The organism is Enterobacter sp. MG-EB028, from assembly GCF_056673305.1.
Genome location: NZ_CP195079.1, coordinates 1339924 through 1366256 on the forward strand (window position 1 = coordinate 1339924; position 26333 = coordinate 1366256).

25 protein-coding genes are annotated in these 26333 nt (G+C 55.4%); 2 read left to right on the forward strand and 23 right to left on the reverse strand.

The window, feature by feature from the left end; genetic code table 11:
• Positions 1–74: 74 nt before the first annotated feature.
• The 13 genes from ACR42C_RS06295 to leuS form a co-directional block, all read right to left on the reverse strand.
• Entirely contained in the window at positions 75–1028 is a 954-nt protein-coding gene (locus ACR42C_RS06295; protein WP_116341195.1) for a YbeF family transcriptional regulator, read from the reverse strand.
• Between the two features lie 290 nt (positions 1029–1318).
• The gene (gene lipB, locus ACR42C_RS06300; RefSeq protein ID WP_316380497.1) at positions 1319–1960 is read right to left on the reverse strand and encodes a lipoyl(octanoyl) transferase LipB; all 642 of its coding nucleotides are present in this window, start codon (positions 1958–1960) and stop codon (positions 1319–1321) included.
• 95 nt (positions 1961–2055) lie between these two features.
• Positions 2056–2319: a DUF493 family protein YbeD gene (ybeD, locus tag ACR42C_RS06305; protein ID WP_003858718.1), complete on the reverse strand. Its 264-nt coding sequence runs from the start codon at positions 2317–2319 to the stop codon at positions 2056–2058.
• A gap of 105 nt (positions 2320–2424) precedes the next feature.
• On the reverse strand, positions 2425–3636 hold the full coding sequence (gene dacA / locus ACR42C_RS06310; RefSeq protein WP_116341193.1) for a D-alanyl-D-alanine carboxypeptidase DacA: 1212 nt from the start codon (positions 3634–3636) through the stop codon (positions 2425–2427).
• Positions 3637–3775: 139 nt separating this feature from the next.
• Complete coding sequence (gene rlpA, locus ACR42C_RS06315; RefSeq protein WP_316380496.1) at positions 3776–4885, reverse strand: endolytic peptidoglycan transglycosylase RlpA; 1110 nt, start codon at positions 4883–4885, stop codon at positions 3776–3778.
• Positions 4886–4901: 16 nt separating this feature from the next.
• A complete protein-coding gene (gene mrdB, locus ACR42C_RS06320) occupies positions 4902–6014 on the reverse strand; it encodes a peptidoglycan glycosyltransferase MrdB (RefSeq protein ID WP_042715186.1) in 1113 nt (370 codons plus the stop codon).
• 2 nt (positions 6015–6016) lie between these two features.
• A complete protein-coding gene (gene mrdA, locus ACR42C_RS06325; protein ID WP_163330468.1) occupies positions 6017–7918 on the reverse strand; it encodes a peptidoglycan DD-transpeptidase MrdA in 1902 nt (633 codons plus the stop codon).
• A gap of 28 nt (positions 7919–7946) precedes the next feature.
• The gene (gene rlmH, locus ACR42C_RS06330; RefSeq protein ID WP_003858701.1) at positions 7947–8414 is read right to left on the reverse strand and encodes a 23S rRNA (pseudouridine(1915)-N(3))-methyltransferase RlmH; all 468 of its coding nucleotides are present in this window, start codon (positions 8412–8414) and stop codon (positions 7947–7949) included.
• Positions 8415–8417: 3 nt separating this feature from the next.
• Positions 8418–8735: a ribosome silencing factor gene (gene rsfS, locus ACR42C_RS06335; protein WP_003858696.1), complete on the reverse strand. Its 318-nt coding sequence runs from the start codon at positions 8733–8735 to the stop codon at positions 8418–8420.
• A gap of 268 nt (positions 8736–9003) precedes the next feature.
• Positions 9004–9669 (reverse strand): nicotinate-nucleotide adenylyltransferase, encoded by a 666-nt coding sequence (nadD, locus tag ACR42C_RS06340; RefSeq protein ID WP_316380495.1) that lies wholly within the window; start codon positions 9667–9669, stop codon positions 9004–9006.
• Complete coding sequence (gene holA, locus ACR42C_RS06345) at positions 9662–10693, reverse strand: DNA polymerase III subunit delta (protein WP_316380511.1); 1032 nt, start codon at positions 10691–10693, stop codon at positions 9662–9664. Before holA ends, nadD begins: the two co-directional genes overlap by 8 nt.
• On the reverse strand, positions 10693–11262 hold the full coding sequence (gene lptE / locus ACR42C_RS06350) for an LPS assembly lipoprotein LptE (RefSeq protein WP_232935945.1): 570 nt from the start codon (positions 11260–11262) through the stop codon (positions 10693–10695). The genes holA and lptE overlap by 1 nt, the downstream gene beginning before the upstream one ends.
• Before the next feature lie 14 nt (positions 11263–11276).
• The gene (leuS, locus tag ACR42C_RS06355; protein WP_116341181.1) at positions 11277–13859 is read right to left on the reverse strand and encodes a leucine--tRNA ligase; all 2583 of its coding nucleotides are present in this window, start codon (positions 13857–13859) and stop codon (positions 11277–11279) included.
• Positions 13860–14075: 216 nt separating this feature from the next.
• On the opposite strand from leuS, the gene ACR42C_RS06360 reads away from it, so the two are divergent.
• A complete protein-coding gene (locus ACR42C_RS06360; protein WP_316380510.1) occupies positions 14076–14558 on the forward strand; it encodes a zinc ribbon-containing protein in 483 nt (160 codons plus the stop codon).
• A 146-nt stretch (positions 14559–14704) separates the two neighbouring features.
• Here the strand turns inward: ACR42C_RS06360 and rihA are convergent, their stop codons facing one another.
• The 10 genes from rihA to miaB form a co-directional block, all read right to left on the reverse strand.
• Positions 14705–15646: a pyrimidine-specific ribonucleoside hydrolase RihA gene (rihA, locus tag ACR42C_RS06365; protein ID WP_316380494.1), complete on the reverse strand. Its 942-nt coding sequence runs from the start codon at positions 15644–15646 to the stop codon at positions 14705–14707.
• A 120-nt stretch (positions 15647–15766) separates the two neighbouring features.
• Positions 15767–16492 (reverse strand): amino acid ABC transporter ATP-binding protein, encoded by a 726-nt coding sequence (locus tag ACR42C_RS06370; protein WP_014883001.1) that lies wholly within the window; start codon positions 16490–16492, stop codon positions 15767–15769.
• On the reverse strand, positions 16492–17166 hold the full coding sequence (gltK, locus tag ACR42C_RS06375) for a glutamate/aspartate ABC transporter permease GltK (RefSeq protein ID WP_013097580.1): 675 nt from the start codon (positions 17164–17166) through the stop codon (positions 16492–16494). Before gltK ends, ACR42C_RS06370 begins: the two co-directional genes overlap by 1 nt.
• Positions 17166–17906, reverse strand: a complete 741-nt coding sequence (locus ACR42C_RS06380) for an amino acid ABC transporter permease (protein WP_028012347.1) — start codon at positions 17904–17906, stop codon at positions 17166–17168. Before ACR42C_RS06380 ends, gltK begins: the two co-directional genes overlap by 1 nt.
• 155 nt (positions 17907–18061) lie before the next feature.
• Positions 18062–18967 carry an amino acid ABC transporter substrate-binding protein gene (locus ACR42C_RS06385; RefSeq protein WP_014831086.1) on the reverse strand — a complete coding sequence of 302 codons (906 nt, stop codon included), beginning with the start codon at positions 18965–18967 and terminating at the stop codon, positions 18062–18064.
• Positions 18968–19376: 409 nt separating this feature from the next.
• Positions 19377–20915 (reverse strand): apolipoprotein N-acyltransferase, encoded by a 1539-nt coding sequence (gene lnt, locus ACR42C_RS06390; protein ID WP_316380493.1) that lies wholly within the window; start codon positions 20913–20915, stop codon positions 19377–19379.
• Positions 20916–20920: 5 nt separating this feature from the next.
• Complete coding sequence (gene corC, locus ACR42C_RS06395; protein WP_221702642.1) at positions 20921–21799, reverse strand: CNNM family magnesium/cobalt transport protein CorC; 879 nt, start codon at positions 21797–21799, stop codon at positions 20921–20923.
• 84 nt (positions 21800–21883) lie between these two features.
• Entirely contained in the window at positions 21884–22351 is a 468-nt protein-coding gene (gene ybeY / locus ACR42C_RS06400) for an rRNA maturation RNase YbeY (RefSeq protein WP_003858677.1), read from the reverse strand.
• Complete coding sequence (locus tag ACR42C_RS06405) at positions 22348–23394, reverse strand: PhoH family protein (RefSeq protein ID WP_028012349.1); 1047 nt, start codon at positions 23392–23394, stop codon at positions 22348–22350. The genes ybeY and ACR42C_RS06405 overlap by 4 nt, the downstream gene beginning before the upstream one ends.
• Before the next feature lie 163 nt (positions 23395–23557).
• On the reverse strand, positions 23558–24982 hold the full coding sequence (gene miaB, locus ACR42C_RS06410) for a tRNA (N6-isopentenyl adenosine(37)-C2)-methylthiotransferase MiaB (RefSeq protein ID WP_116341175.1): 1425 nt from the start codon (positions 24980–24982) through the stop codon (positions 23558–23560).
• A 135-nt stretch (positions 24983–25117) separates the two neighbouring features.
• On the opposite strand from miaB, the gene ubiF reads away from it, so the two are divergent.
• The gene (gene ubiF, locus ACR42C_RS06415) at positions 25118–26293 is read left to right on the forward strand and encodes a 3-demethoxyubiquinol 3-hydroxylase (RefSeq protein WP_316380492.1); all 1176 of its coding nucleotides are present in this window, start codon (positions 25118–25120) and stop codon (positions 26291–26293) included.
• Positions 26294–26333: the final 40 nt, after the last annotated feature.

The following is a 26333-nucleotide window of genomic DNA, read 5'->3' on the forward strand; positions in this document are numbered from 1 at the left end:
GCCAATTTGTAAAATAGTTGTTGTTTTGTGCGTTTTGCCCTGCAAGCGGCAGGAACGTGTACTGGCACGCTTTGTCAGAAGGCCTGACGGATAATGCGGATGACGTTTTCCAGCACCGGATCGCGCAAGCTGAGTTTGTTGTAATGCAGTGAAATCTCGATAGATTCTGCATTGAGCTGGCTGAGCGGGATGCTCTCCAGCGGCCAGCATTTCCGCAGCAGGTTATACAGGCGTGAAGGCATGATGCACAGCATATCGCTGCTGCCGATCAGGGATGCGGTGGTGAACATATTGTAACTGCTGAAGCTGATCTGACGTTCCGGGAAAATTTCATCAATACGCTGACGCAGGGCATGGTTTGACTGTCCTTCGGTCATGAAAGACGAGTGGTCGTAGTTGCGCAGGTTCTCAATGGTTAACGGCTCGCTGAGAGCGGGGTGCTGCTTGCGGCAAACCAGCACCAGGTTATCCGCGTAAAGCACATTTTGCCCCAGCGCCCGGGCACTAAAGCTGCCGCTTTCAATAACCAGATCCGTCTGGAACTGAGCAAGCTGAACGTCAGGTTCGTTGAGAGGCACATTGCGAAGCAGAAGCTGTGGCGCATGCTCTTTTACAGCCTGGAAGATCGCAGGCATCACCAGCACGCCGACAGAAGGAGAACAGCCGATGGTAATGGTTCTCTGTTTGTCATAGCTTCCGGTTAAATCCAACGCACCCAGAATCGACTCCAGCCCCTGGCTAATGTATTCGTGGAGATGTGTTGCATAGGCCGTCGGCGTGACGCCCTGACCCTTACGGATAAATAAGGGATCGGGAAATATAGCCCGTAACTTTTGAATTGACTGGCTTATTGCAGACGGCGTGAGATTAAGAATTTTCGCAGCGTTAACGATCCCCTTATGGACATATACTGCCTCAAAAATAGTCAGTAAATTGAGGTCAATATTACGTAAAGTCCGAAAAATTTGCGGCTTGTCTTCGCCACCAGGGTCATTCAGGCGTTTGGCTGGTAAATTATTATACTCCACGCTTTCACTCCGTATACATTCACAACATGAATGATAGTTGAATTTATTTATTATGCTTGTAGAGATTCGTAAAGTGTTGGTTTTGTTCCACTTGTTTATCAAAAACAAACAGTTGTGTGATTATCACTCAAGTTACTTAGCCTGTGTATGCCGTGCTGTCCGGAGGCTAAATAATATGTAACGGCAATATTCGGGCGCTTCGAAAATATAGAATCTGCGGTTTATTGTAAAGCGTAAAAGCGGTAAATAAACAGTGGCCCGTCAAATTATCGGGCCGCCTGGAAGATATATTAAGCAGGGATATATTCGTGTGGGGGATTGTTAAGTAGTGCTAACATGTTCTTCAGAAGCACGGGGCGTATATTCCCCGGCGTAGCGGTGTCGACCCACTGGCGCATTTGCGTCATTTCCATGCCGGCGTAGCCGCAGGGGTTTATGCGCTGGAAAGGCGTAAGATCCATATTAATATTCAATGCCAGGCCGTGGAAGGAACAGCCTTTACGAATACGTAGCCCCAGAGAGCAGATCTTCATTTCGCCAACGTAGACGCCCGGCGCATCGGCACGCGGATGCGCGTCAATACCATATTCCGCCAGCGTGTTGACGACGGTTTGCTCCAGCAAAGTGACCAGCTCACGCACGCCAAGCTTTCTGCGCTTCAGATTAAGCAGGACGTACATGACCTGCTGACCCGGGCCGTGGTAAGTCACCTGTCCGCCACGATCGCTCTGGATCACCGGGATATCGCCCGTCATTAATAAGTGTTCCGCTTTTCCCGCCTGGCCCTGCGTAAATACCGGCAGATGTTCGACCAGCCAAATCTCATCAGGGGTAGCGTCATCGCGTGAATCGGTGAACTCGTGCATAGCCTGGGAGACAGGCTCATAAGGTTGCAGCCCGAGATGACGGACCAGAATTTTATCCTGATACAAAACGCGTCTCCGAAGACGAGGAACAAAAGATGAGGGGGGAGTATATCACAGCGGGGGAGAGGGGTTACCCGGTAAACCGGGTAACCGCAAAGGGACTACAGCACCATACGAACAATTTCGATATTGCCGAGCTCTTCGTACAGCGTCTCAACCTGCTCGATATGTGTAGCAGTGATGGTAATAGAAACCGAGTGGTAGTTGCCCTTGCTGCTTGGTTTTACTGACGGAGAGTAGTCACCCGGCGCATGGCGCTGTACCACTTCAACCACCTGATCAACCAGCTCAGGTTTCGCCAGACCCATTACTTTGTAGGTAAATGGGGTAGGGAATTCAAGCAGTTCGTTAAGTTTGGTTTTCATGTCAGCTCCGGCGTAACGTCAAAAAGAATAACTCCCACGTCAGGTGGGAGTTATCAGGATACTTAGTATATGGGGATCAAAATCACACTTTCAAGTGTTCGATTTTTAGCCAAACCAGTGATGGAACATCAATTTAATGTAATCAATGATTTTGCCGAAGAAATTGCCTTCAGGAATTTCTTCCAATACCACGAGTGGGCGCTGGTCGATTGTTTTACCGTCCAGCTGGAAATTGATGGTACCCACCACCTGGTTTTTCTGCAGCGGGGCATGCAGTTCGGTGGTGTTGAGCACATAGCTTGCTTTCAGATCCTTCATACGACCGCGTGGAATGGTCAGATACAGGTCTTTATCCACGCCCAGGGAAGCACGGTCGTTATCGCCGAACCAGACGGGTTCAGAAGCAAACTCTTTGCCGGCCTTCAGTGGGTTCACGGTTTCGAAGAAGCGGAAGCCCCAGGTCAGCAGCTTCTTGCTTTCGGTTTCGCGACCTTTGAAGGTGCGACCCCCCATCACGGCTGAGATCAGACGCATCTGGCCTTCAGTGGCAGAAGCCACCAGGTTGTAGCCGGCTTTGTCGGTGTGGCCGGTTTTGATGCCATCAACGTTCAGGCTGTTATCCCACAGCAGGCCGTTACGGTTGGTTTGACGAATACCGTTGAAGGTGAACTCTTTCTCTTTGTAAATAGAGTACTCGTTCGGCACATCACGGATCAGCGCCTGACCAATCAGCGCCATATCACGCGCGGAGCTGTACTGACCGTCTGCATCGAGACCGTGTACGGTCTGGAAATGGCTGTTCTTCAGGCCCAGCGCGGTAACGTAGCTGTTCATCAGACCGACGAAAGCATCCTGGCTACCGGCGGCGAAATCGGCCATGGCCACACAGGCATCGTTGCCGGACTGCAGGTTAATACCACGAATTAACTGAGAAACCGGAACCTGCATTCCTGGTTTCAGGAACATCAGCGAGGAACCTTTGAAAACCGGGTTCCCGGTAGCCCACGCATCGTTACCGATGGTGACCAGATCCGTCTCTTTGAACTTACCGGCTTTCATTGCCTGACCGATAACATAGCTGGTCATCATTTTGGTCAGGCTGGCCGGGTCACGGCGGGCATCGGCATTCTGTTCTGCCAGCACTTTGCCAGAGTTGTAATCGATCAGGATGTAGGATTCCGCGTCGATTTGCGGAACGCCAGGGATCATGGTCTTGATATTCAGGTCATCAGCATGAGCTGCAGAGAGTGCAGCCGCGCAAAGGGCCGTGGTCAGCGCCATGCGCTGCACAAAACGAGCAGAAAAAGTGGTCTTCATGGTCAGAACTACGACATCCGTGATGGAATTAAAAAAAGTGCCTTACTATAGCAAATGCTATTCAGGCAGGCATCCGACTTTAAGCATGAGTTTGTGAATGTGTTTTACACAAACTGACATTTCGGATACCGCCGATTAATTACTTCGTAACAGCGATAAAGGACTGCAGCTGTGCCTCACTCTGCAAACGCTGCTGCAGGGACGCCGCCTGCGACTTGCTGGAGAACGGCCCCATCTGAATACGCCAGACCGCGCCGTTTTGCTCGACGCGTCCTGGTACGCCAAACTGCTGGCTGAGACGCTGCTGATACTGCTGGGCACGGGCCCGATCGCTCACAGCCCCCACCTGAACGACAAAGCCGCCGCTGGCTGCTGCGGGAGCGGCAACGGCTGCGCTCTGGGTCGTGACCGGAGCCGTTACGGGGGCAGGCTGCTGCACGACGGGGGCGGCAACCGGCGCGGGAGTCGGCTCACTGCCCTCCAGCACGCCCGAGGCTAAGTTCGTTGGTGCGCCAAGGAAGCCGCTGCTTTTTACCGGTGCGCCAGTGGAATCATCGCTTTGCAGGGTGTCATTGCTGATCGGGCGTATTTCTCCCGCCGGCTGAGAAGGCTCTGCTGGCGAGGAGACGCTTCCCATGCCGCCGTCCAGATTTGGGCGGTCAGGGAGGGCATAGGTCTGTTTCGCCACCGTGGTACACGCGGTTCCCGGCCCGGAGAGCGAACCATCCTGCGCCACGACAATCGGGTCAATGCGAACTTTGGTGTTGTTCGAGGTGTTCAGGCGATCGGCTGACGCGCGCGACAGGGAAATTACCCGGTCGTTACCGTACGGGCCGCGGTCGTTAATACGCACGACGATCATTCGGCCGTTCGCCAGGTTGGTGATACGGGCGTAGCTTGGGATCGGTAGCGTCGGGTGCGCCGCAGTCAGCTGCATTGGATCAAATGTTTCACCCGATGCCGTCAGGTTACTGCCCGGCTCAGCATCATAAATGGCGGCAAAGCCAGCCTGGCTAAAGCGGGACGGATCCTGCACGATTTTGTAGCTTTTGCCGTCGCGTTCGTAATCCTGATTCGCGCTGGCATTCAGCGGTTCATAAACGGGATCGGCACCGCTGATTTCAACGATTGGGCCATTACACACCGCAGGCTGCGGCGGCGCGACGGTTGCCTGTTGCTGACCATCATCACTTGTGCAGGCCGCAAGTAAACTTGCCGCAATGCAGATCCCCAGCCACTGCTTACGCATTCCGATCCCCTTATTTTTATACGCTTTTTGACAACATTTTTCTGTGGGTGTGGATCGACATCACGATACCAAACCCGGCCATCAACACGATCAGTGCCGAGCCCCCGTAACTCACCAGCGGCAGCGGTACGCCTACGACCGGCAGAATACCACTCACCATACCAATATTTACGAAGACATAAACGAATAAAATCAGCATCAATCCACCTGCCATGACGCGGCCAAAGGTGGTTTGCGCGCGTGCCGCAATCCACAATCCTCGCATGATGAGCAGCACGTAAAGCGCCAGCAGGATCAGGATGCCAACCAGTCCCAGCTCTTCCGCCAGTACCGCAAAGATAAAGTCGGTGTGGCGTTCCGGTAAAAACTCCAGCTGTGACTGGGTACCGTGCAGCCAGCCTTTACCGCGCAGGCCACCGGAGCCAATCGCAATCTTGGACTGAATAATATGATAGCCCGCACCGAGCGGATCGGTTTCCGGATCGAGAAGCATCATGACGCGCTGGCGCTGGTAGTCATGCATCAGGAAGAACCACAGGATAGGGATAAACGCGGCCACCAGCACCACCGCGATACCAATCAGGCGCCAGCTTAAGCCCGACAGGAACAGGACAAACAGGCCGGAGAGGGCGATAAGGATTGAGGTACCGAGGTCAGGCTGCGCCGCAACCAGCAGCGTCGGCAGGAATATCAGCACCAGGGCGATAGCGGTATTTTTCAGTGACGGCGGACAGACGTCACGGTTGATAAAGCGCGCTACCATCAGCGGGACCGCGATTTTGGCAATCTCCGAGGGCTGGAAACGGACAATGCCCAGATCCAGCCAGCGCTGTGCCCCTTTTGAGATGGCACCGAACGCATCTACCGCCACCAGCAAAATAATGCAGAAGATGTAGAGATAGGGTGCCCAGCCTTCATAGACGCGCGGCGGGATCTGCGCCATCACTACCATGATGACCAGACCCATCGCGATCTGGCCGATCTTGCGTTCCATCATGCCGATGTCCTGGCCGCTGGCGCTCCAGATAACCAGGGCGCTGTAAACCAGCAGGGCCAGCAGGATCAGCAGCATGGCTGGGTCGATGTGAATTTTATCCCACAGCGATTTTTTATTTGGATTATCCGTCATGATTATTGGTCCTCCGCCGCAGCGGCGGCCGGGTTTTCAGCCGGCAGTTCGGTGTTGTTATCACCCAGCATAATGTGGTCCAGGATCTGGCGCATGATGGTCCCTACCGCCGGGCCAGCGCCGCCGTTCTCCAGAATCATCGCCACCGCTACTTGCGGGTTATCATAAGGGGCAAACGCCGTCATCAGCTTATGGTCACGCAGACGTTCGGCAATGCGGTGTGCGTTATAGGTTTCATTGGCTTTCAGGCCAAAGACCTGTGCCGTACCGGATTTCGCGGCTACTTTATATGGCGTACCCGCGAAATACTTGTGCGCGGTTCCGTTTGGACGGTTTGCCACACCGTACATACCGTCTTTCGCTATTTCCCAGAAGCCGGAATGGATGTCACCCACCGGCGCTTCATGGGGCTGCACCCACGGCACTTTTTTGCCGTCTTCAACGGTACTTTGCAGCAGGTGCGGGACCTTAACCACGCCGTCGTTGATGAGGATCATCATCGCTTTGTTCATCTGAAGCGGTGTAGCCGTCCAGTAGCCCTGGCCGATACCCACCGGTATGGTATCACCCTGATACCACGGCTTCTTAAAACGCTTCAGCTTCCACTCGCGGGTGGGCATGTTGCCGGACCGTTCCTCTGCCAGATCCACGCCGGTGTAGTGTCCGTAGCCGAATTTGCTCATCCACTCAGACAGGCGGTCAATGCCCATGTCATACGCCACCTGATAGAAGAAAGTATCCGCAGATTCTTCCAGCGATTTAGTGACGTTCAGATGGCCGTGACCCCATTTTTTCCAGTCGCGATAGCGTTTTTCAGAGCCGGGGAGCTGCCACCAGCCCGGGTCAAACAGGCTGGTATTGCGGTTGATAACGCCCGCACTCAGCGCTGAGACTGCCACGTAAGGTTTAACCGTTGATGCCGGCGGGTAAACGCCTTGCGTAGCGCGGTTCACCAGCGGGGTGTTAGGGTCATTCAGCAGGCCGGAGTAGTCTTTACTGGATATGCCGTCAACAAAGAGGTTCGGGTCATAGCTTGGCATAGAAACCATGGCCAGAATGCCGCCGGTGCGCGGGTCTGTGACCACCACGGCCGCACGGCTGCCTGCCAGCAGGGTTTCAATATACTGTTGCAGTTTGAGATCTAGCGTCAGATAGACGTCGTGCCCCGCCTGAGGCGGTACTTCTTTAAGCTGGCGGATGACGCGGCCACGGTTGTTAACCTCAACTTCTTCATAGCCGGTCTGCCCGTGCAGGACATCTTCGTAGTAGCGTTCAATCCCCAGCTTGCCGATATCATGCGTCGCGGCGTAGTTCGCCAGCTTGCCGTCTTTATCAAGACGCTCGACGTCTTTATCGTTAATCTTGGAAACGTAGCCAATCACATGCGTCAGCGCGGAGCCGTAAGGATAGTAGCGACGCTTGTAACCCTTCACTTCCACTCCGGGGAAGCGGTACTGGTTCACCGCAAAACGGGCGACCTGGACTTCCGTCAGATTGGTTTTCACCGGAATGGAGGTGAAACGGTGCGAGCGGGCGCGCTCCTTTTTGAAGGCCGCGATATCATCATCGTTAAGATCGACAACGCTTCTTAGCGCCTCCAGCGTATTCTGCACGTTATCAACCTTCTCCGGCATCATCTCGACTTGATAGATGGTGCGGTTTAACGCCAGCGGGGTGCCGTTACGGTCGTAGATAATGCCGCGGCTGGGCGCGATAGGCACCAGCTTAATGCGGTTTTCGTTTGAACGCGTCTGGTAATCGGTAAAGCGGACAATTTGCAGATTATAAAGGTTAGCGATCAGCACGCCGGTAAGCAGCAAAATCCCCAAAAAGGCGACCAGCGCCCGGCGCACAAACAGCGCGGACTCAGCCGTATAGTCGCGAAAAGAATTCTGTAGTTTCATCCGCTGCTTAATCTACCCTGGTCAGTCATTACTCGCGGTGATAGGGGTGGTTGGTAGTAATGCTCCACGCGCGATACAAGCTTTCCGCCACCAGGACCCGAACGAGCGGGTGGGGCAGCGTCAGCGCAGAGAGAGACCAACTTTGTTCTGCTGCCGCTTTGCAGGCGGGGGATAACCCTTCAGGCCCGCCAATCAACAGACTGACGTCGCGGCCATCCTGCTTCCAGCGCTCCAGTTCATGCGCCAGCTGCGGCGTATCCCAGGGTTTACCTGGAATATCGAGAGTGACGATGCGGTTCTTGCCTGCGGCAGCCAGCATCAGTTCACCCTCTTTGTCGAGAATACGTTTGATATCCGCGTTCTTGCCGCGCTTCCCGGCGGGGATCTCCACCAGTTCGAACGGCATGTCTTTTGGAAAACGACGCAGATATTCAGTAAAACCGGTTTGTACCCAGTCCGGCATTTTGGTGCCGACGGCGACCAGCTGCAACTTCACGCATTAACCCCAGAGTTTTTCCAGCTCATACAGGCGACGGCTCTCTTCCTGCATGACGTGGACAATTACATCGCCGAGGTCAACAACCACCCAGTCAGCGGTTGCTTCACCTTCAACGCCAAGCGGTAACAGTCCTGCTGCACGCGATTCCTGAACCACATGGTCGGCAATCGAAACAACATGACGCGTAGAGGTCCCGGTGCAGATAATCATGCAGTCGGTAATACTGGATTTACCCTTAACGTCGATAGCGATGATGTCCTGACCTTTCAGGTCATCAATTTTGTCGATAACAAAATCCTGGAGTGCTTTACCCTGCAAGTTTTCCCCCTGGGTGAATGAGATTGTACAACTATGAATTCGTGGCCAGACAGTATACCTGAACTGACGCCCCTGTCGGGACAAATGTCGCCGTCCGGGTTTTTGAAGGCGGGTATCATCCCACCCTCCGCCTGAGATTGCATCGCCATTTTTGTAAAACAATTTCTGTAAAGCAACGTTCGGCGGGAAAGTCTGGCAGCGGAGGATAACAGTATGGCTTAACCTGTCAAGGCAGGATAATCAATATGCTGCTTTTTATGCCTTCCGGCTATTTATCTGCGGTTTTCTGATACAACCCGTGCGTATGAATATACGCCAGCACCGGGGCTGGCAGCAGATCGTCACAGGCTAAACCCTGCTGTAAACGTTCGCGAATAAGGGTGGCTGAGATGTCAAACCACGGCGTCTCCGCCAGATAAATCTTTCCGGCGGGCTGGTTGTGAAGATCTTCAACGTTATCGGTGAGATGGTGTTCAAGCCACTGCTGATATTGCGCTTCTCGCATGGTCAGCGGGTAGCCCGGACGGCGGCAGACGAGCAGGTGGCTGTTCTCCAGAATGGTTTCATACTTGTGCCACGTGGGAAAGTTGAGCAGGGAGTCCTGACCGATAATAAAGGCGAGCGGCTGGTTCGGCCCTTGCTCAGCTCGCCACTCCTGCAGCGTTTCCGACGTCCACGAGGGGGTGTCACGACGCAATTCCCGTTCGTCCAGCCTGAAGAGCGGCTTATCCGCGATAGCCAGAGCGAGCATCTCTTTTCGCTGCTCGCTGGTTGCTTCAGGCTGGGGGCGGTGCGGAGGGACATTATTGGGCATGATGGTAACGCGCTGCAGGCCGATCAGATTCGCCAGAATTTCTACCGGCTTCAGATGCCCGTAGTGTACCGGGTCAAAGGTGCCGCCATACAGGGCCTGTAAAGAGTGCATACTATCCATCAATAAATACGTCAGCCAGCGCCTTGTGGCAGAGCAGCAGGGAAAGGCTTTCCAGCTCTGCCCACACCGACTGGCCGTAATCTTGTTTTAGGGTGAGCTCGGCGCGCATCAGAAGCTGCACTGCCTGGCGAAGCTGTTCATGACTCAGGCGGTTGATGGCCTCGGTGGTCATTGCCCGCCGGTTTTGCCACACCCGGTGTTTATCAAACAGGGAGCGCAACGGCGTATGGGCCGACTGGCGCTTGAGCGTTATCAGCAGCAACAGTTCGCGCTGCAGCGTGCGCAGCAGAATGACGGGTTCACTGCCCTCCAGGCGCAGCTGCTGAAGAATATGCAGGGCGCGTTTGCTTTTCGCCGAGAGCAGCGCATCCACCCAGTGGAACGGCGTAAAGTGCGCTGCGTCGTTCACGGCCTGCTCAACGCGCGGTAAGGTCAGCTTGCCGTCCGGCCAGAGCAGGGAAAGCCTGTCCAGCGCCTGTGCCAGAGCCAGCAGGTTGCCTTCATAGCAGTAGCAGAGCAGCTGGTTCGCCGCATCGTCCAGCTGAAGGTTGTTCTGCTTTGCTCTCGCCGCCACCCATTTAGGCAGGTGCGCCTGCTCAGGCGTCTGGCAGGTGACCAGTACCGCGTGGGTCGCGAGCTGGGTGAACCACGGCGCATTTTCCTGCGCTTTGGTAAGCTTGCTGCCGCGCACAATTAACAGCAGATCGCTGTGCAACAGGCTCACCAGGGTGGCGAGTTGCTCATTGATGGCCGCGTTAGGGCCGTTCTCCGGCAGCAGGATCTGGATTGTCTGGCGCGATGCAAAAAGGCTCATCGCCTGACAGAGTGAGAAGAGGGCGTTCCAGTCGGTGGTGTTATCCACCTGAACGGTATGGTGTTCATCAAAGCCCTGAGCCGCGGCCGCATGCCGCACGGCATCCAGGCTTTCCTGAAGTAGCAACGGATCGTTTCCGAGCAGCAGATACGCCGCGCGCAGCCCTTCATTGAGCTGCGCGCGGAGTTGTTCAGGATACAGCCTGATCATCATTTACCCAGAGAGGTAGAAACAGGAGGCGTGCTGGCATCCGGTTTTTCAATAATGTCAGAACCTTCCCGGTTAGACGCTGCAATACCTGGCAGTTTGCGGATCAGCTGTTCCGCCGCCTTGTCATACATTTCGTTGATAATAATCTGCTCTTCGGCATCTTTCGCCAGCGCGGTTTGCGGGTTATCAAAGAACGAACGATACACTTTCGTGCTGATCGGATAGATGTCTTTACCAGGGATCAGTACAGCCGCGTTGACCGTCAACACCATCTGATACTCAGCGGTACGACCATCCTGGAAAATAGAGGCGGTGTCTTTAGACAGTCCCCCTCCGACAACACGCAGGGACGGTACATCCTGACGAAGCGTACCTTTCTCGATAAGCTCAACGTCATTCAGGCGCAGCTGATTACGGATAGCCCGGCTGAGCGGGCCATTCGGATCTGATGAGTCGAAAATCATCGTTTTCATTTCAGGTGGCACCGCCGTGGTGTTGCGCAGGTGCCAGCCACAGCCAGCGGTGACAAGCACCGCCAGAGATAAGAGTATTGTTGCCAGTTGTCGCACGTTTCCTCCCGCGCTTAGCCAACGACCAGATTGAGCAGTTTACCCGGTACGTAGATCGCTTTACGTAAGGTAACGCCCTCAAGATATTTCGCAACCAGAGGTTCCTGGCCCGCGCGCTCGCGAACCTGATCTTCAGTTGCATCAACCGCCACGGTAATTTTACCACGGACTTTGCCGTTGACCTGGACCACCACCAGCGTGGTGTTTTCCACCATCGCTGCCTCGTCAGCCACCGGCCACGGCGCGTTGTCGATATCGCCTTCACCTTTCAGCTCCTGCCACAGGGTGAAGCTGACGTGCGGCGTGAACGGGTTCAGCATGCGAACGACGGCCAGCAGCGCTTCACGCATGATGGCACGATCCTGCTCGCCGTCCTGCGGGGCTTTCGCCAGCTTGTTCATCAGTTCCATAATAGCCGCAATTGCGGTATTGAAGGTCTGACGACGACCGATATCATCGGTCACTTTCGCGATCGTTTTATGAACATCACGACGCAGCGCCTGCTGATCTTCGCTCAGCGCAGCGGCGTTCAGTGCCGGGGCATCACCCTGTGCGGTGTGTTCGTACACCAGTTTCCAGACGCGTTTCAGGAAGCGGTTCGCGCCTTCCACGCCGGATTCCTGCCACTCCAGCGTCATATCAGCCGGAGAGGCAAACATCATGAACAGACGCACGGTATCCGCGCCGTAACGCTCAACCATCACCTGCGGGTCGATACCGTTGTTCTTAGACTTGGACATCTTGCTCATGCCGGTATAAACCAGTTCATGGCCTTCAGCGTCTGTCGCCTTAACGATACGGCCCTTCTCGTCGCGTTCAACGATTGCATCAACCGGAGAAACCCAGTTGCGCTCGCCGTTCGCGCCAACGTAGTAGAAGGCGTCTGCCAGCACCATGCCCTGGCACAGCAGTTGTTTAGCGGGCTCGTCAGAGTTCACCATGCCGGCATCGCGCATCAGCTTGTGGAAGAAGCGGAAATAGAGCAGGTGCATGATGGCGTGTTCGATGCCGCCAATGTAGATGTCTACCGGCAGCCAGTAGTTGGCGGCGTCAGAATCCAGCATACCTTCTTTGTACTGCGGGCAGGTATAGCGCGCGTAGTACCATGACGACTCCATAAAGGTGTCAAAGGTGTCGGTTTCACGCAGCGCAGGCTGGCCGTTGACGGTGGTTTTTGCCCACTCAGGATCGGCTTTGATCGGGCTGGTGATGCCGTCCATAACCACGTCTTCCGGCAGGATCACCGGCAGCTGATCTTCCGGCGTTGGCATCACGGTGCCATCTTCCAGGGTCACCATTGGAATCGGCGCACCCCAGTAGCGCTGACGGGAGACGCCCCAGTCGCGCAGACGGAAGTTCACTTTACGCTCGCCCACGCCCAGTGAGGCCAGCTTGTCGGCGATGGCGTTGAAGCCCTCTTCGAAGCTCAGACCGCTGAATTCGCCGGAGTTGAACAGGGTGCCTTTTTCGGTCAGCGCTTGCTCGGTCAGGTCGGGTTCAGAACCATCGGCAGCCAGAATAACGGCTTTAATCGGCAGGTTGTATTTGGTGGCAAATTCGTAGTCGCGCTGATCGTGACCCGGAACGGCCATTACCGCACCGGTACCGTACTCCATCAGCACGAAGTTTGCCGCCCAGACCGGGATCGCTTCGCCAGTAAGCGGGTGCTTAGCATAGAAGCCCGTCGCAACGCCTTTTTTCTCCATCGTCGCCATGTCGGCTTCGGCCACTTTCGTGTTGCGGCACTCGTCGATGAAGGTAGCCAGTTCCGGATTGTTCTCTGCCGCTTTCTGCGCCAGCGGGTGACCTGCGGCCACGGCCAGGTAGGTCGCGCCCATGAAGGTGTCCGGACGGGTGGTGTAGACGGTCAGGGTCTGATCGTAGTTCTCAACGTTGAAGGTAATTTCCACGCCTTCAGAACGGCCGATCCAGTTGCGCTGCATGGTCTTAACGGTGTCAGGCCAGTGGTCCAGCGTATCCAGATCGTTCAGCAGCTCATCAGCGTAAGCGGTGATTTTGATAAACCACTGCGGGATCTCTTTACGCTCAACTTTGGTGTCGCAGCGCCAGCAGCAGCCGTCAATAACCTGCTCGTTCGCCAGAACGGTTTGGTCATTCGGGCACCAGTTAACGGCAGACGTTTTCTTGTATACCAGGCCTTTTTTGTACAGCTCGGTGAAGAACTTCTGCTCCCAGCGGTAGTATTCCGGGGTACAGGTCGCCAGCTCGCGGCTCCAGTCATAACCGAAGCCCAGCATTTTGAGCTGGTTTTTCATGTACGCGATGTTGTCATACGTCCATGGTGCCGGAGCGGTATTGTTTTTAACCGCTGCGCCTTCTGCAGGCAGGCCGAACGCATCCCAGCCGATTGGCTGCAGAACGTTTTTTCCCAGCATGCGCTGGTAACGAGCGATCACATCACCGATGGTGTAGTTACGCACGTGGCCCATGTGTAGTCGACCAGAAGGATAGGGAAGCATCGACAGGCAGTAATACTTCTCTTTGCTCTCGTCTTCGGTTACTTCAAAGGTGCGCTTCTCGTCCCAGTGTTGCTGGACTTTTGATTCTATCTCTTCCGGGCGGTATTGCTCTTGCATGGCAGCCAGTGGTCCTGTGTTCAATACAGCTACAAAAATGTAGCCAATGGATGTGGTAATTCAGATCCGCATAGCATAGCCCAAACGCCCGCGTCAAAACAGCCTTTCGCGCAATTGCACTTTGCAGGAATTTACCGGGTCTGTGCTTCACCTGACAAAGCGGCGGTGAAATAAGGTCTATTATTAGAAATAGTTACTTACCCGGGAGGCAAAATGATGAACAAGGTTGCTCAATTTTACCGCGAACTGGTGGCGACACTGACGGAACGGCTGCGTAACGGTGAGCGCGATATTGACGCGCTGGTCGAACAGGCGCGTGCCCGGGTGACGCAAACGGGTGAGTTAACGCGAACCGAAGTGGAAGAGGTGACGCGCGCCGTGCGCCGCGATCTTGAGGAGTTTGCGCGTAGCTACGAAGAGAGCCAGGAAGAGGTCACGGACAGCGTCTTTATGCGGGTGATCAAAGAGAGCCTGTGGCAGGAGCTGGCGGATATTACCGATAAAACCCAACTGGAGTGGCGCGAAGTATTCCAGGATTTAAACCATCACGGCGTGTACCAGAGCGGTGAAGTCGTGGGGCTGGGGAATCTGGTGTGTGAGAAGTGCCATCACCATATTGCGGTGTATACGCCGGATGTGTTGCCGCTGTGTCCGAAGTGTGGGTACGATCAGTTCCAGCGTCGCCCTTTTGAGCCTTAGATAAAAGCGCAGGTTTGTTCCCTCTCCCGGTGGGAGAGGGCCAGGGTGAGGGCATCAGGCCGCAAAAGGTAAAAGCAAAACGGCAACCTGTTGCCGTTTTTAGTGTTTGCTCCCTCTCCCCGTGGGAGAGGGTTGGGGTGAGGGCATCAGGCCGCACTATAGTAAGCCAGTCTCTCCGCCAGCAAATCCACAAACGCCCCCCGGTCGATATCCACCATCAGGGTTGTATTCGGTTTATTCCCCGTCAGCGAATAGTAATCCACCACCGTCATCCCCTGGGTGTATTTCCCCTGCGTCTCGACGCCAACCCATCTGTGCACAGTGGTAAACATCTCAGGCTTCAGTAGCCAGGCAATGGTACACGGGTCGTGCAGCGGCGCGCCGTGGAAACCCCACTTTTCGGCTTTGTGATACTCCATAAAGAAGTCGAGCAGTTCGGCCACGGTTGTCGCGACCGTATTACCCACGGAGCGGAAACGCTCAATATCGTCCGCCATAATCTGCGCGCGGTGGGTAACGTCCAGCCCAGCCATCACAATCGGTAGGCCGGACTGGAAGACAATCTCAGCAGCTTCCGGGTCGACAAAGATGTTGAACTCCGCAGCCGGCGTCCAGTTCCCCAGCCCCATCGCGCCGCCCATAATCACAATACGGGCGATTTTACCGTGCAGTTCCGGGTGGCTGTTTAGCAGCAGCGCAACGTTGGTTTGCGGTCCGGTGGCTACCAGCGTCACGGGATCCGCGCTTTCGCGCAGCACCTTCGCCATCAGCTCCACGGCGGTGCAGTTTTGCGGCGCAAAGCCCGGCTCCGGCAGTACCGGACCGTCCAGGCCGCTTTCCCCATGAACGTTGTCGGCAATGATCAGCTCGCGCATCAGCGGCTTCACGGCCCCGCCGGCGACAGGAATATCGGTGCGTTTGAGCAGCGTCAGCATGCGCAGCACGTTGCGCAGGGTTTTATCAGGCGTTTGGTTTCCAGCGGACGAGGTGACCGCTTTTACATCGAGTTCAGGGGAGGCAAGTGCAAGGACGAGCGCGATCGCGTCATCATGACCCGGATCGCAATCGAGAATAATTGGCTGTGCCATAGCGTTCTCCATACGTAGCGTTATTTTGTGACAAGGTTAACGCTGCAATGTGACGCCGACGAGAGGAACTGAGTGAAAGCGTGAAGCAGTGCGCAATCCGCAGATTGCGCACCGAGAAGATTAGTGCAGGATTTTCGCGAGGAAATCTTTGGCGCGTTCGGATTTCGGGTTGGCGAAGAACTCTTCTTTCGGTGAGTCTTCGACAATTTTCCCTTCGTCCATAAAGATCACGCGGTTGGCCACTTTACGGGCGAAGCCCATTTCGTGCGTCACCACCATCATGGTCATCCCTTCGTGCGCAAGCTCGACCATCACGTCCAGCACTTCGTTGATCATTTCAGGATCGAGCGCCGACGTGGGCTCATCGAACAGCATGGCCACCGGATCCATACACAGCGCGCGCGCGATCGCCACACGCTGCTGCTGGCCGCCGGAAAGCTGCGCCGGGAACTTATCGGCATGCGCAGAAAGCCCCACACGCTCCAGGAGCTTCAGCCCTTTCTCTCGCGACGCTTTTTTATCACGCTTAAGCACTTTTACCTGCGCCAGCGTCAGGTTCTCAATAATGGAGAGGTGAGGGAACAGCTCAAAATGCTGGAACACCATGCCAACGTGAGAGCGAAGCTGGGCGAGGTTGGTTTTCTTATCGTTCACTTTGGTGCCGTTCACAACAATTTCGCCCTGCTGCACAGGCTCCAGACCATTAACCGTTTTGATCAGCGTGGACTTACCGGAACCGGACGGCCCGCACACCACCACCACGTCGCCTTTTTTGACTTCGGTGGAGCAGTCGGTCAGCACCTGAAAGTGCCCATACCATTTAGAAACATTTTTCAGGGAAATCATTATACCGTCCTTTTCTTCAGCCAGCTGACCAACAGCGACGCGCTTAAACTAATCACAAAATAGACCGCACCCGCGAAGAGCACCATCTCGACCTGCGTACCATCACGTTCACCGATGGTCGACGCGGTACGGAAAAAGTCCGCCAGGCTCAGAACATAAACCAGAGAGGTATCCTGGAACAGCACGATACCCTGGGTCAGCAGGAGCGGAACCATGGCGCGAAACGCCTGCGGCAGAATGATGAGCTGCATGGACTGCCAGTGCGTCATTCCCAGTGCCAGCGCGGCGCTGGACTGCCCGCGGGAGATACTCTGGATACCCGCGCGGATAATCTCTGAATAATAAGCGGCCTCAAACATTGAGAACGCCACCATAGCGGAGATCAGGCGGATATCAGTTTTCGGCGACAGCCCCAGCACGTTCTGTAAGAAGCCGGGGACGATCAGATAAAACCACAGCAGCACCATCACCAGCGGAATAGAGCGGAACACGTTAACGTAGGCGGTCGCAAACCAGGCGAGCGGCTTAAAGCTCGACAGTCGCATGACGGCCAGCAGGGTGCCCCAGACGATACCCACGATGATGGCGATCGCGGTGATCTTTAAGGTAATTACCAGACCATCGAGCAGGTAGGGCATGGATGGAACAATAGAACTCCAGTCAAATTCGTACATTATTTGCCCCCCAGATTGCCCGGCAGGCGTACTTTGCGTTCAACCAGGTTCATCACCAGCATGATGAAAGCGTTAATCAGAACATAGGCGAGCGTGATCGCGGTGAAGGATTCCCACGCGTGAGCGGAGTAATCCAGCAGCTTGCCCGCCTGTGCAGCCATATCCACCAGGCCGATGGTTGAGGCGATGGCCGAGTTTTTCACCAGGTTCATCATCTCAGAGGTCATCGGTGGAACGATAACGCGGTAGGCGTTAGGCAGCAGCACATAGCGGTAGGTTTGTGGCAGGGTCAGGCCCATGGCCAGGCCCGCATTTTTTTGTCCGCGCGGCAATGACTGAATGGCGGCACGCACCTGCTCGCAAACGCGCGCAGCGGTAAACAGCCCCAGACACATCATGGAGGAGACAAAGAACTGCACATTCGGATCCAGTTCCGACTTGAACCACATGCCAATATTTTCCGGCAGCAGTTCCGGGATGACCAGATACCAGGTGAAGAACTGCACGATGAGCGGAACGTTACGGAACAGTTCCACATACAGTGTGCCAATGGTTGAAAGGAAACGGTTAGGGACGGTGCGCAGAATACCGAACAGCGAACCGACAAGAAACGCGATGATCCACGCCGTTATCGATAATGCCACGGTAACCTGAAAGCCGCTCCACAGCCAGCCAAGATAGGTGGTGTTGCCGAACGGGGCTTGTTGCAGGAATATGCCCCAGTTCCAGTCTATTGACATAATAAACTCCAGAAAAAAGAGGGTAGCAGCGCTACCCTCGAAGATTGGTGAGAAGCTCATTTTTCGCGCTGAGTGGGGAACGACCACTCAACGTATAGTCTGTCCATGCTTCCCGACAATCGAGAGGGCAGGAGATCCCGCCCCTGTTGTTCTAATTAGTTAAGAGCCTTGTCATTTGGAGATTTGAACAGCGCTTTCATGTCGTCAGAGAGTTCAAAATTCATGTTCAGGTTTTTTGGTGGAATCGGGTTCTTGAACCACTTGTCGAACCATTTTTCCGCTTCGCCGGAGGTCTGAACCTGAGCGATGGTGTCATCGATCAGCTTTTTGAACTGCGGATCGTCTTTACGCAGCATACAGCCGTAGGCTTCTTTGGACTGCGCGGTACCGACGATATCCCAGTTGTCTGGTTTCTTCGCCTTCGCACGTTCGCCCGCCAGCAGGGCGTCATCCATCATAAACGCGACGGCACGGCCGCTTTCCAGGGTACGGAAAGAGTCGCCATGGTCTTTCGCGCTGATGATGCGCATGTCCATTTTCTTCTCGTCGTTCAGCTTGTGCAGCAGGACTTCAGAAGTGGTACCGGAGGTCACAACGACCGCTTTGCCTTTCAGGTCAGCAAAATCTTTGATCGCTCCGCCTTTTTTGGTCAGCAGACGGGTACCCACGACAAAGATGGTGTCAGAGAAGGCCGCCTGCTTCTGGCGTTCGAGGTTGTTGGTGGTAGAGCCACACTCGAAGTCAAAGGTGCCGTTTTGCAGCAGTGGAATACGGTTCTGTGAAGTGATTGGGATCAGCTTCACCTGCAGATCAGGTTTGTTCAGCTTTTTCTTCACAGCTTCAACGATGGCGTTGGAGTAATCCTGTGAATAGCCCACGACTTTTTGCGTGTTGTCGTAGTAAGAGAACGGGACGGAAGATTCACGGTGGCCGACCACGATGACGCCGTTTTTGGCAATCTTGTCGAGAGTGCTGCCTGCTGCCGGAGCGTCTTCAGCGTGAACCACGCCTGCGGACATTCCCATAACCAGCATTGCTGTGGCCAGTTTACGTAATTGCATACCCAACTCCTTTCTTATCAGCGCCAGTGACGCATTGATACCCATTGTGATGTTGTTATATCTCGCGCGATGCGAGTGCAGTGTTATGCAAGCTTGTTAACATTTAGTCTGGCTTAATGTAAAGATTTTGCTGCGTTATTGTTTATTTTTGCGAAGCGCGCCGCACCATTCAGAGGCAATAATCTCCCGTTGCACCGTTTCGGTGCTACCGATGATCTACGCTGGTGCGACAAGGTTACACGTTAAGCCAAACTGCGTTTGCGTGAATAAATAAAGCAATAGGCGTGCCAGATTTGAATTCCACCCTCACCCTGGAAGGGAGAGGGGAAAAGGCGGAGCTGGATAGTGAAAATGTGCAGAGAACAGTTCCCTCTCCCCTATGGGGAGAGGGCCAGGGTGAGGGGTGAGATTACTTACGACGCTGACGCAGGCTCATCAGCACGGCGCCAAAGCCGAACAGCGCGGTCAAAATCCACAGCGGCCAGTTGCCGGTGCGGGCGTACGGCGTAAGTCCCGTGGTTGGCGTGACGTTAGTGGTCAGCACCTCACGGGTAAACTGCGGGATCATGGCCTGGATTTCACCCTGCGGACCAATCACGGCGGTGATGCCGTTGTTGGTGCTGCGCAGCAGCGGACGCGCCAGCTCCAGGGAACGCATGCGCGCCATCTGGAAGTGCTGCCACGGGCCGATAGATTTACCAAACCAGGCATCGTTGGAGATGGTCAGCAGATAGTCGGTATCCGGACGGAAGTTATCCCGCACCTGCTCGCCGAGGATGATTTCGTAGCAGATGGCCGCCGTAAGAGCCAGACCGTGCGCATGCAGCTGGGGCTGAACGTACGGGCCGCGGCTGAAGGAGGACATCGGCAGGTCAAAGAACGGTGCCAGCGGGCGCAAAATCGACTCCAGCGGGACAAATTCACCAAACGGCACCAGGTGGTTCTTGTTGTACCGGTCAGTAGAGTGATAGCTGTACTCGCTATCTTTCCCAAGCGTAATGATAGTGTTGTAGGTGTCGTAGCGGTTCTGCTGATTCAGCCGCGCATCGACAATGCCGGTAATCAGCGTGCTGCCGCGCGCTACCAGCAGGTCGTTCATCATGTTCAGGAACGGCTGCTGGTTGATTTCCAGATCGGGAATGGCAGACTCTGGCCAGATAATCAGCTGCGATTTACCCATCACCTCTTCGGTGGCGTTGGCGTAGATCTTCAGGGTGTTCAGCAGCTCTTTTTCGTCCCACTTCATGGACTGCGGGATATTCCCCTGCACCATGGAAACCTGCATGGTGCGCTCAGGCTCAGGCGTGAACCACTGGATATAGCGCAGCGGGAAGGGCAGGGCGAACAGCACCAGCGCCACAGCCAGCGGTTTCCAGCAGCGCTGGACCAGCGCCAGGACCAGCAGGCCGCTCACCACCATCAGCAGGAAGTTAATGGCTTCAACGCCCATTACCGGCGCCAGACCTTTCAGCGGGCCGTCAATTTGGCTGTAGCCGAACTGTAGCCACGGGAAACCGGTCAGCACCCAGCCACGCAGGAACTCGGTAATCTGCCAGACTACCGGCGCGGCAATGGCGACGCGCAGCCAGGTGGTTTTAGGCCACAGGCGAGAAAGGATACCGGCGAACAGACCGGTGTACAGCGAGAGATAAGCAGCGAGCAGTACGACCAGGAAGACGTTAACCGGGCCCGGCATCCCGCCAAACTGGGCGATACTGACGTAGACCCAGTTAATGCCGGAACCAAACAGCCCCAGCCCCCAGAAGTAGCCAATGGCGGCGGCCTGTACCGGACGACGGTTCAGGGTCAGGCCCTGAAGTCCCATCAGGGAGAGAATGGCCGCGGGCCAGATATCGTAAGGAGAAAAAGCCAGCGTACCGCTGGCTCCGAGCAACAGCGCCAGCAGCAAACGGACGCGCTGGCGTTCAAGCAATGGGGCAAATGCCATTTACATTAATCTTCCAGTTTTGGCACCGGTGAATCGTCCGGCGTTCTGACGTGAACCTGTATAATACGTCGGCTGTCGGCCATTGCTACTTTGAACTGGTAACCGTCGATGTCAACGGTCTCACCGCGCGCCGGAAGATGGCCAAAGGCCTGCATCACCAGTCCGCCAATGGTATCGACCTCTTCATCGCTGAAGTGGGTACCGAAGGCGTCGTTAAAGTCTTCAATCGAGGCCAGCGCGCGCACGGTCCAGGTGTGGCGGCTGAGCTGACGGAAGTCGATATCCTCTTCTTCGTCGTACTCGTCTTCGATTTCACCCACGATCAGCTCAAGAATATCCTCGATCGTGACAAGACCTGAGACGCCGCCGAATTCATCAATAACAATCGCCATGTGGTAACGCTGAGAGCGAAACTCTTTCAGCATCCGATCCACACGTTTACTTTCCGGCACAACCACGGCCTGGCGTAACACTTTTTCCATGCTGAAGGCTTCGGCATCGCTGCGCATAAACGGCAGCAGATCTTTCGCCATCAAAATCCCTTCGATGTGATCTTTATCTTCGCTGATGACCGGGAAACGCGAGTGGGCGGATTCGATGATCACATCGAGGCACTCGTCCAGGGGCTGGTTACGTTTCAGGGTGATCATCTGCGAGCGGGGGATCATGATGTCGCGGACGCGCTGGTCAGCGATGTCCATAACCCCTTCGAGCATTTCGCGCGTATCTTCGTCGATAAGGTCGTTCTGCCCGGAATCACGAATCAGCTCCAGCAGTTCATCACGGTTTTTCGGCTCGCCGTGGAAAAGCTGGTTCAGAATGAGGGAGAAAAATCCCTTTTTACTGGTTGTCGTGTCGCTACTGTGTGAATTGTCGTCGCTCATGGCGTTTGTTAAGGGTTCTCTTATTAGTTCAACGTTAACCACCGCGCTATGTCCCTGCGCGGCGGCATGGTAGTCAGTAACTGACTATTCTTTCTCGGCAATGTACGGATCCTCATAGCCCAGAGCAAGCATTATCTCTGTCTCAAGGGACTCCATCTCTTCCGCTTCGTCATCTTCAATATGATCGTAGCCCAACAGGTGCAGGCTGCCGTGTACCACCATATGCGCCCAGTGGGCTTCCAGCGGTTTCTGCTGCTCTTTGGCTTCCTGTTCCACTACCTGACGGCAGATGATCAAATCACCAAGCAGTGGCATCTCGATGCCCGGCGGCGCTTCGAACGGGAAAGAGAGCACGTTGGTCGGCTTATCTTTCCCGCGATAGGTCAGGTTAAGCTCGTGGCTTTCCGCTTCATCCACCAGGCGAATCGTGACTTCTGATTCTTCCTGAAACTGAGGAATAACGGCATCCAGCCATTTCTGAAACTGTGCCTCTTCTGGCATGCCAGAATTGTCTTCACAGGCCAGCTGTAAATCGAGGATCACCTGACTCATTTCTGTTCTTGCTCCTGCGCTTCGCGCTTACGTTCCGCGGCCTGTTCGGCCCTGCGTTTTTGATCCGCCTCTTCCCAGGCTTCATAGGCGTTAACGATGCGCGCGACCACCGGGTGGCGTACCACGTCTTCACTGTGGAAGAAGTTAAAGCTGATTTCGTCTACCTCTGACAGCACCTCAATGGCGTGGCGCAGGCCGGACTTGGTGCTGCGAGGCAGGTCGATCTGGGTGACGTCACCGGTAATGACCGCTTTCGAGTTAAAACCAATACGCGTCAGGAACATCTTCATCTGTTCGATGGTGGTGTTCTGGCTTTCATCAAGAATGATGAACGCATCGTTCAGCGTACGACCGCGCATGTAGGCGAGCGGAGCCACTTCGATAACGTTACGCTCAATCAGCTTCTCAACCTTCTCAAAGCCGAGCATTTCGAACAGCGCGTCATACAGCGGGCGCAGGTACGGGTCGACCTTCTGGCTCAGATCGCCAGGCAGGAAGCCCAGTTTTTCACCCGCTTCCACGGCAGGGCGGGTCAGCAGGATGCGACGGATCTCCTGGCGTTCCAGTGCATCGACCGCCGCGGCAACCGCCAGATAGGTTTTACCCGTACCCGCCGGACCCACGCCGAAGGTGATGTCATGGTCAAGAATATTAGCGATGTACTGCGCCTGGTTTGGCGTGCGCGGCTTGATGACGCCACGCTTGGTCTTAATGTTGATCGCCTTGCCGTAGTCCGGCACGCTTTCTGCGCTTTGCTCAAGCACTCGCGCCTCTTTAATGGCGAGGTGAATTTGTTCCGGTTCGATGTCCTGAATCTCGCCGCGCATTGGGGCGGTATCGACATACAGGCTGCGCAGAATATCCGCAGCCGCGTTGACGCAGATAGGGCGTCCGGTGAGTTTGAAATGGTTATCGCGACGATTGATTTCGATACCCAGACGTCGTTCCAGTTGTTTGATGTTGTCATCAAACGGCCCGCACAGGCTCAGCAGGCGAGCGTTGTCTGCGGGCTCAAGGCTAATTTCACGCGTATCTATGTTCAAACTGTTCCTCTTTGATTGGTTAACTGACCCGCTGCCACACGGCGCAATAAAACGGTCATTACCGAAATTATTCACGCCACAGAATAAAGGCGCAAGCGTTGCGGAAGATATTGGGGGCGATGAGAGGAAATACAAGGCCTGCCAAAGCGGCAGGCCTGAAGGATTATGGCTGGTAAATCCCAACGCCAGAATCGTTTTCTTTGCGGGTACGCGAGATCACGGATTCCGGTGACTCTGCGATACGCAGGCCCATTTCGTCCTCGGTGCGTACCACCTTCGCGCGCAGCGAGTTGGTCAGCACCTCGACAATCTCGACGTCCACGAATTTACCGATCATATCCGGGGTGCCTTCAAAGTTCACCACGCGGTTGTTTTCGGTACGACCGGACAGCTCCATAATGCTCTTGCGGGAGGTGCCTTCCACCAGAATGCGCTGGACGGTGCCGAGCATACGGCGGCTCCAGGCGTTTGCCTGCTGGTTGATGCGCTCCTGCAGAATATACAGACGCTGCTTTTTCTCTTCTTCCGGCACATCGTCAACCATGTCGGCCGCGGGTGTTCCAGGACGCGCTGAGAAGATGAAGCTGTAGCTGACGTCAAAGTTTACTTCACCGATGAGCTTCATGGTGCGCTCGAAGTCATCAGCGGTTTCGCCAGGGAAGCCAACGATGAAGTCGGAGCTGATCTGGATATCCGGACGCGCTTCACGCAGCTTGCGGATGGTGGATTTGTACTCCAGCACCGTATGCGGGCGGCCCATCAGGTTCAGAACGCGGTCAGAGCCGCACTGAATCGGCAGGTGCAGGAAGCTCACCAGCTCTGGCGTATCGCGATATACGTCAATGATGTCGTCGGTAAACTCCATCGGATGGCTGGTGGTAAAGCGAATTCGGTCGATACCGTCAATCGCGGCCACCAGGCGCAGCAGTTCGGCAAAGCTGCCGATGGTGCCGTCGTAGTTTTCCCCACGCCAGGCGTTAACGTTCTGGCCCAGCAGGTTCACTTCACGGACGCCCTGCGCGGCAAGCTGCGCGATTTCAAACAGAATGTCATCTGCCGGGCGGCTGACCTCTTCACCACGGGTGTAAGGCACCACGCAGTAGGTACAGTATTTGTTGCAGCCTTCCATGATGGAGACAAAAGCGGTCGGGCCATCGGCGCGCGGCTCTGGCAGGCGGTCGAATTTTTCGATCTCCGGGAAGCTGACGTCAACAACCGGGCTGCGGTTACCGCGAACCTGATTGATCATCTCAGGCAGGCGGTGCAGGGTCTGAGGGCCAAAGACGATATCCACATACGGGGCTCTCTGGCGGATCAGCTTACCTTCCTGCGACGCGACGCAGCCACCCACGCCGATGATCAGGTCCGGATTTTTCCGTTTCAGAAGCTTCCAGCGGCCTAACACATGAAAGACTTTTTCCTGTGCTTTTTCACGAATTGAACAGGTGTTCAGCAGCAGCACATCGGCTTCTTTCGCATTTTCAGTCAGCTGGTATCCGTGGGTGGTATCCAGCAGATCGGCCATCTTGGATGAATCGTATTCGTTCATCTGACAGCCCCAGGTTTTTATATGGAGTTTTTTAGTCATCGACTTGCTCAGCTCAGGATTGCAAGCCGCGTATTGTAATGCTTTGGTGGGGTTGTGACCAGTGTGACGGTTATGTGTCTCATGACCGCAAAAATCCGGTAAACTTAAGGGATTCTCCAAGAAGGAAAAATGACCATGACACTCCAACACACCGAAGTTGCCGTTGTCGGCGGCGGTATGGTCGGCGGCGCGCTGGCGCTGGGGCTGGCGCAGCAGGGATTTGAGGTAACGGTAATTGAGCAGTCGGCACCGCCGGCATTCGATCCCGCCAGCAAACCGGACGTGCGCATTTCCGCCATCAGCGCGTCGTCCGTCGATCTGCTGCGCGGCCTGAGCGTCTGGGAGGCGGTGCTGGCGATGCGTGCGCATCCTTACAGCCGCCTTGAAACCTGGGAGTGGGAAAATGCTCACGTGTCGTTTGACGCCGCTGAGCTGAAGTTGCCGCGCCTGGGCTATATGGTGGAAAACAACGTGCTCCAGCTGGCGCTCTGGCAGGCGCTGGAGGCACATCCGAAGGTGACGCTGCGTATGCCTGCGTCACTTAAGGCACTGCATCCTCACGAGAGTGGCTATCTACTGATCCTCGACAGCGGCGATGAGCTGGCAGTGAAGCTGGTCGTCGGGGCCGATGGCGCTAACTCGCAGGTCAGGGAGATGGCGGGCATCGGCGTTCATGCCTGGCAGTACCAGCAGTCCTGTATGCTGATTACCGTTCAGTGCGAAAATGCGCCGGGCGAAAGCACCTGGCAGCACTTTACTCCGAACGGTCCGCACGCGTTTTTACCGCTGTATGATAACTGGGCGTCGCTGGTCTGGTACGACAAGCCGGCGCGCATTCGCCAGCTGCAGGGGCTGTCGATGGAGCAGCTGCAGCGCGAGATCTTGCTTCACTTCCCGAGCCGTTTGGGCAACGTGACGCCGGTCGCCGCAGGGGCATTTCCGCTCACGCGGCGCCACGCGTTACAGTATGCCCGTGAAGGGCTGGCGCTGGTGGGCGATGCGGCACACACCATTCACCCGCTGGCGGGGCAGGGAGTCAACCTTGGATACCGTGACGTCGACGCCTTGCTGGATGTTTTAAGCAATGCGCGCGGTCATGCGGAGGCATGGGCCAGCCATCAGGTACTCAAGCGCTACCAGACGCGCCGTATGGCGGATAACTTCATCATGCAGTCGGGGATGGATCTGTTCTATGCCGGGTTCAGCAATGACGTAGCTCCGGTGCGCATTCTGCGTAACATCGGATTGATGGCAGCAGAGCGTGCCGGTGGTCTGAAGCGTCAGGCGCTGAAATACGCCTTAGGACTCTAATCATTATTCCCTCTCCCAGTGGGAGAGGGCCAGGGTGAGG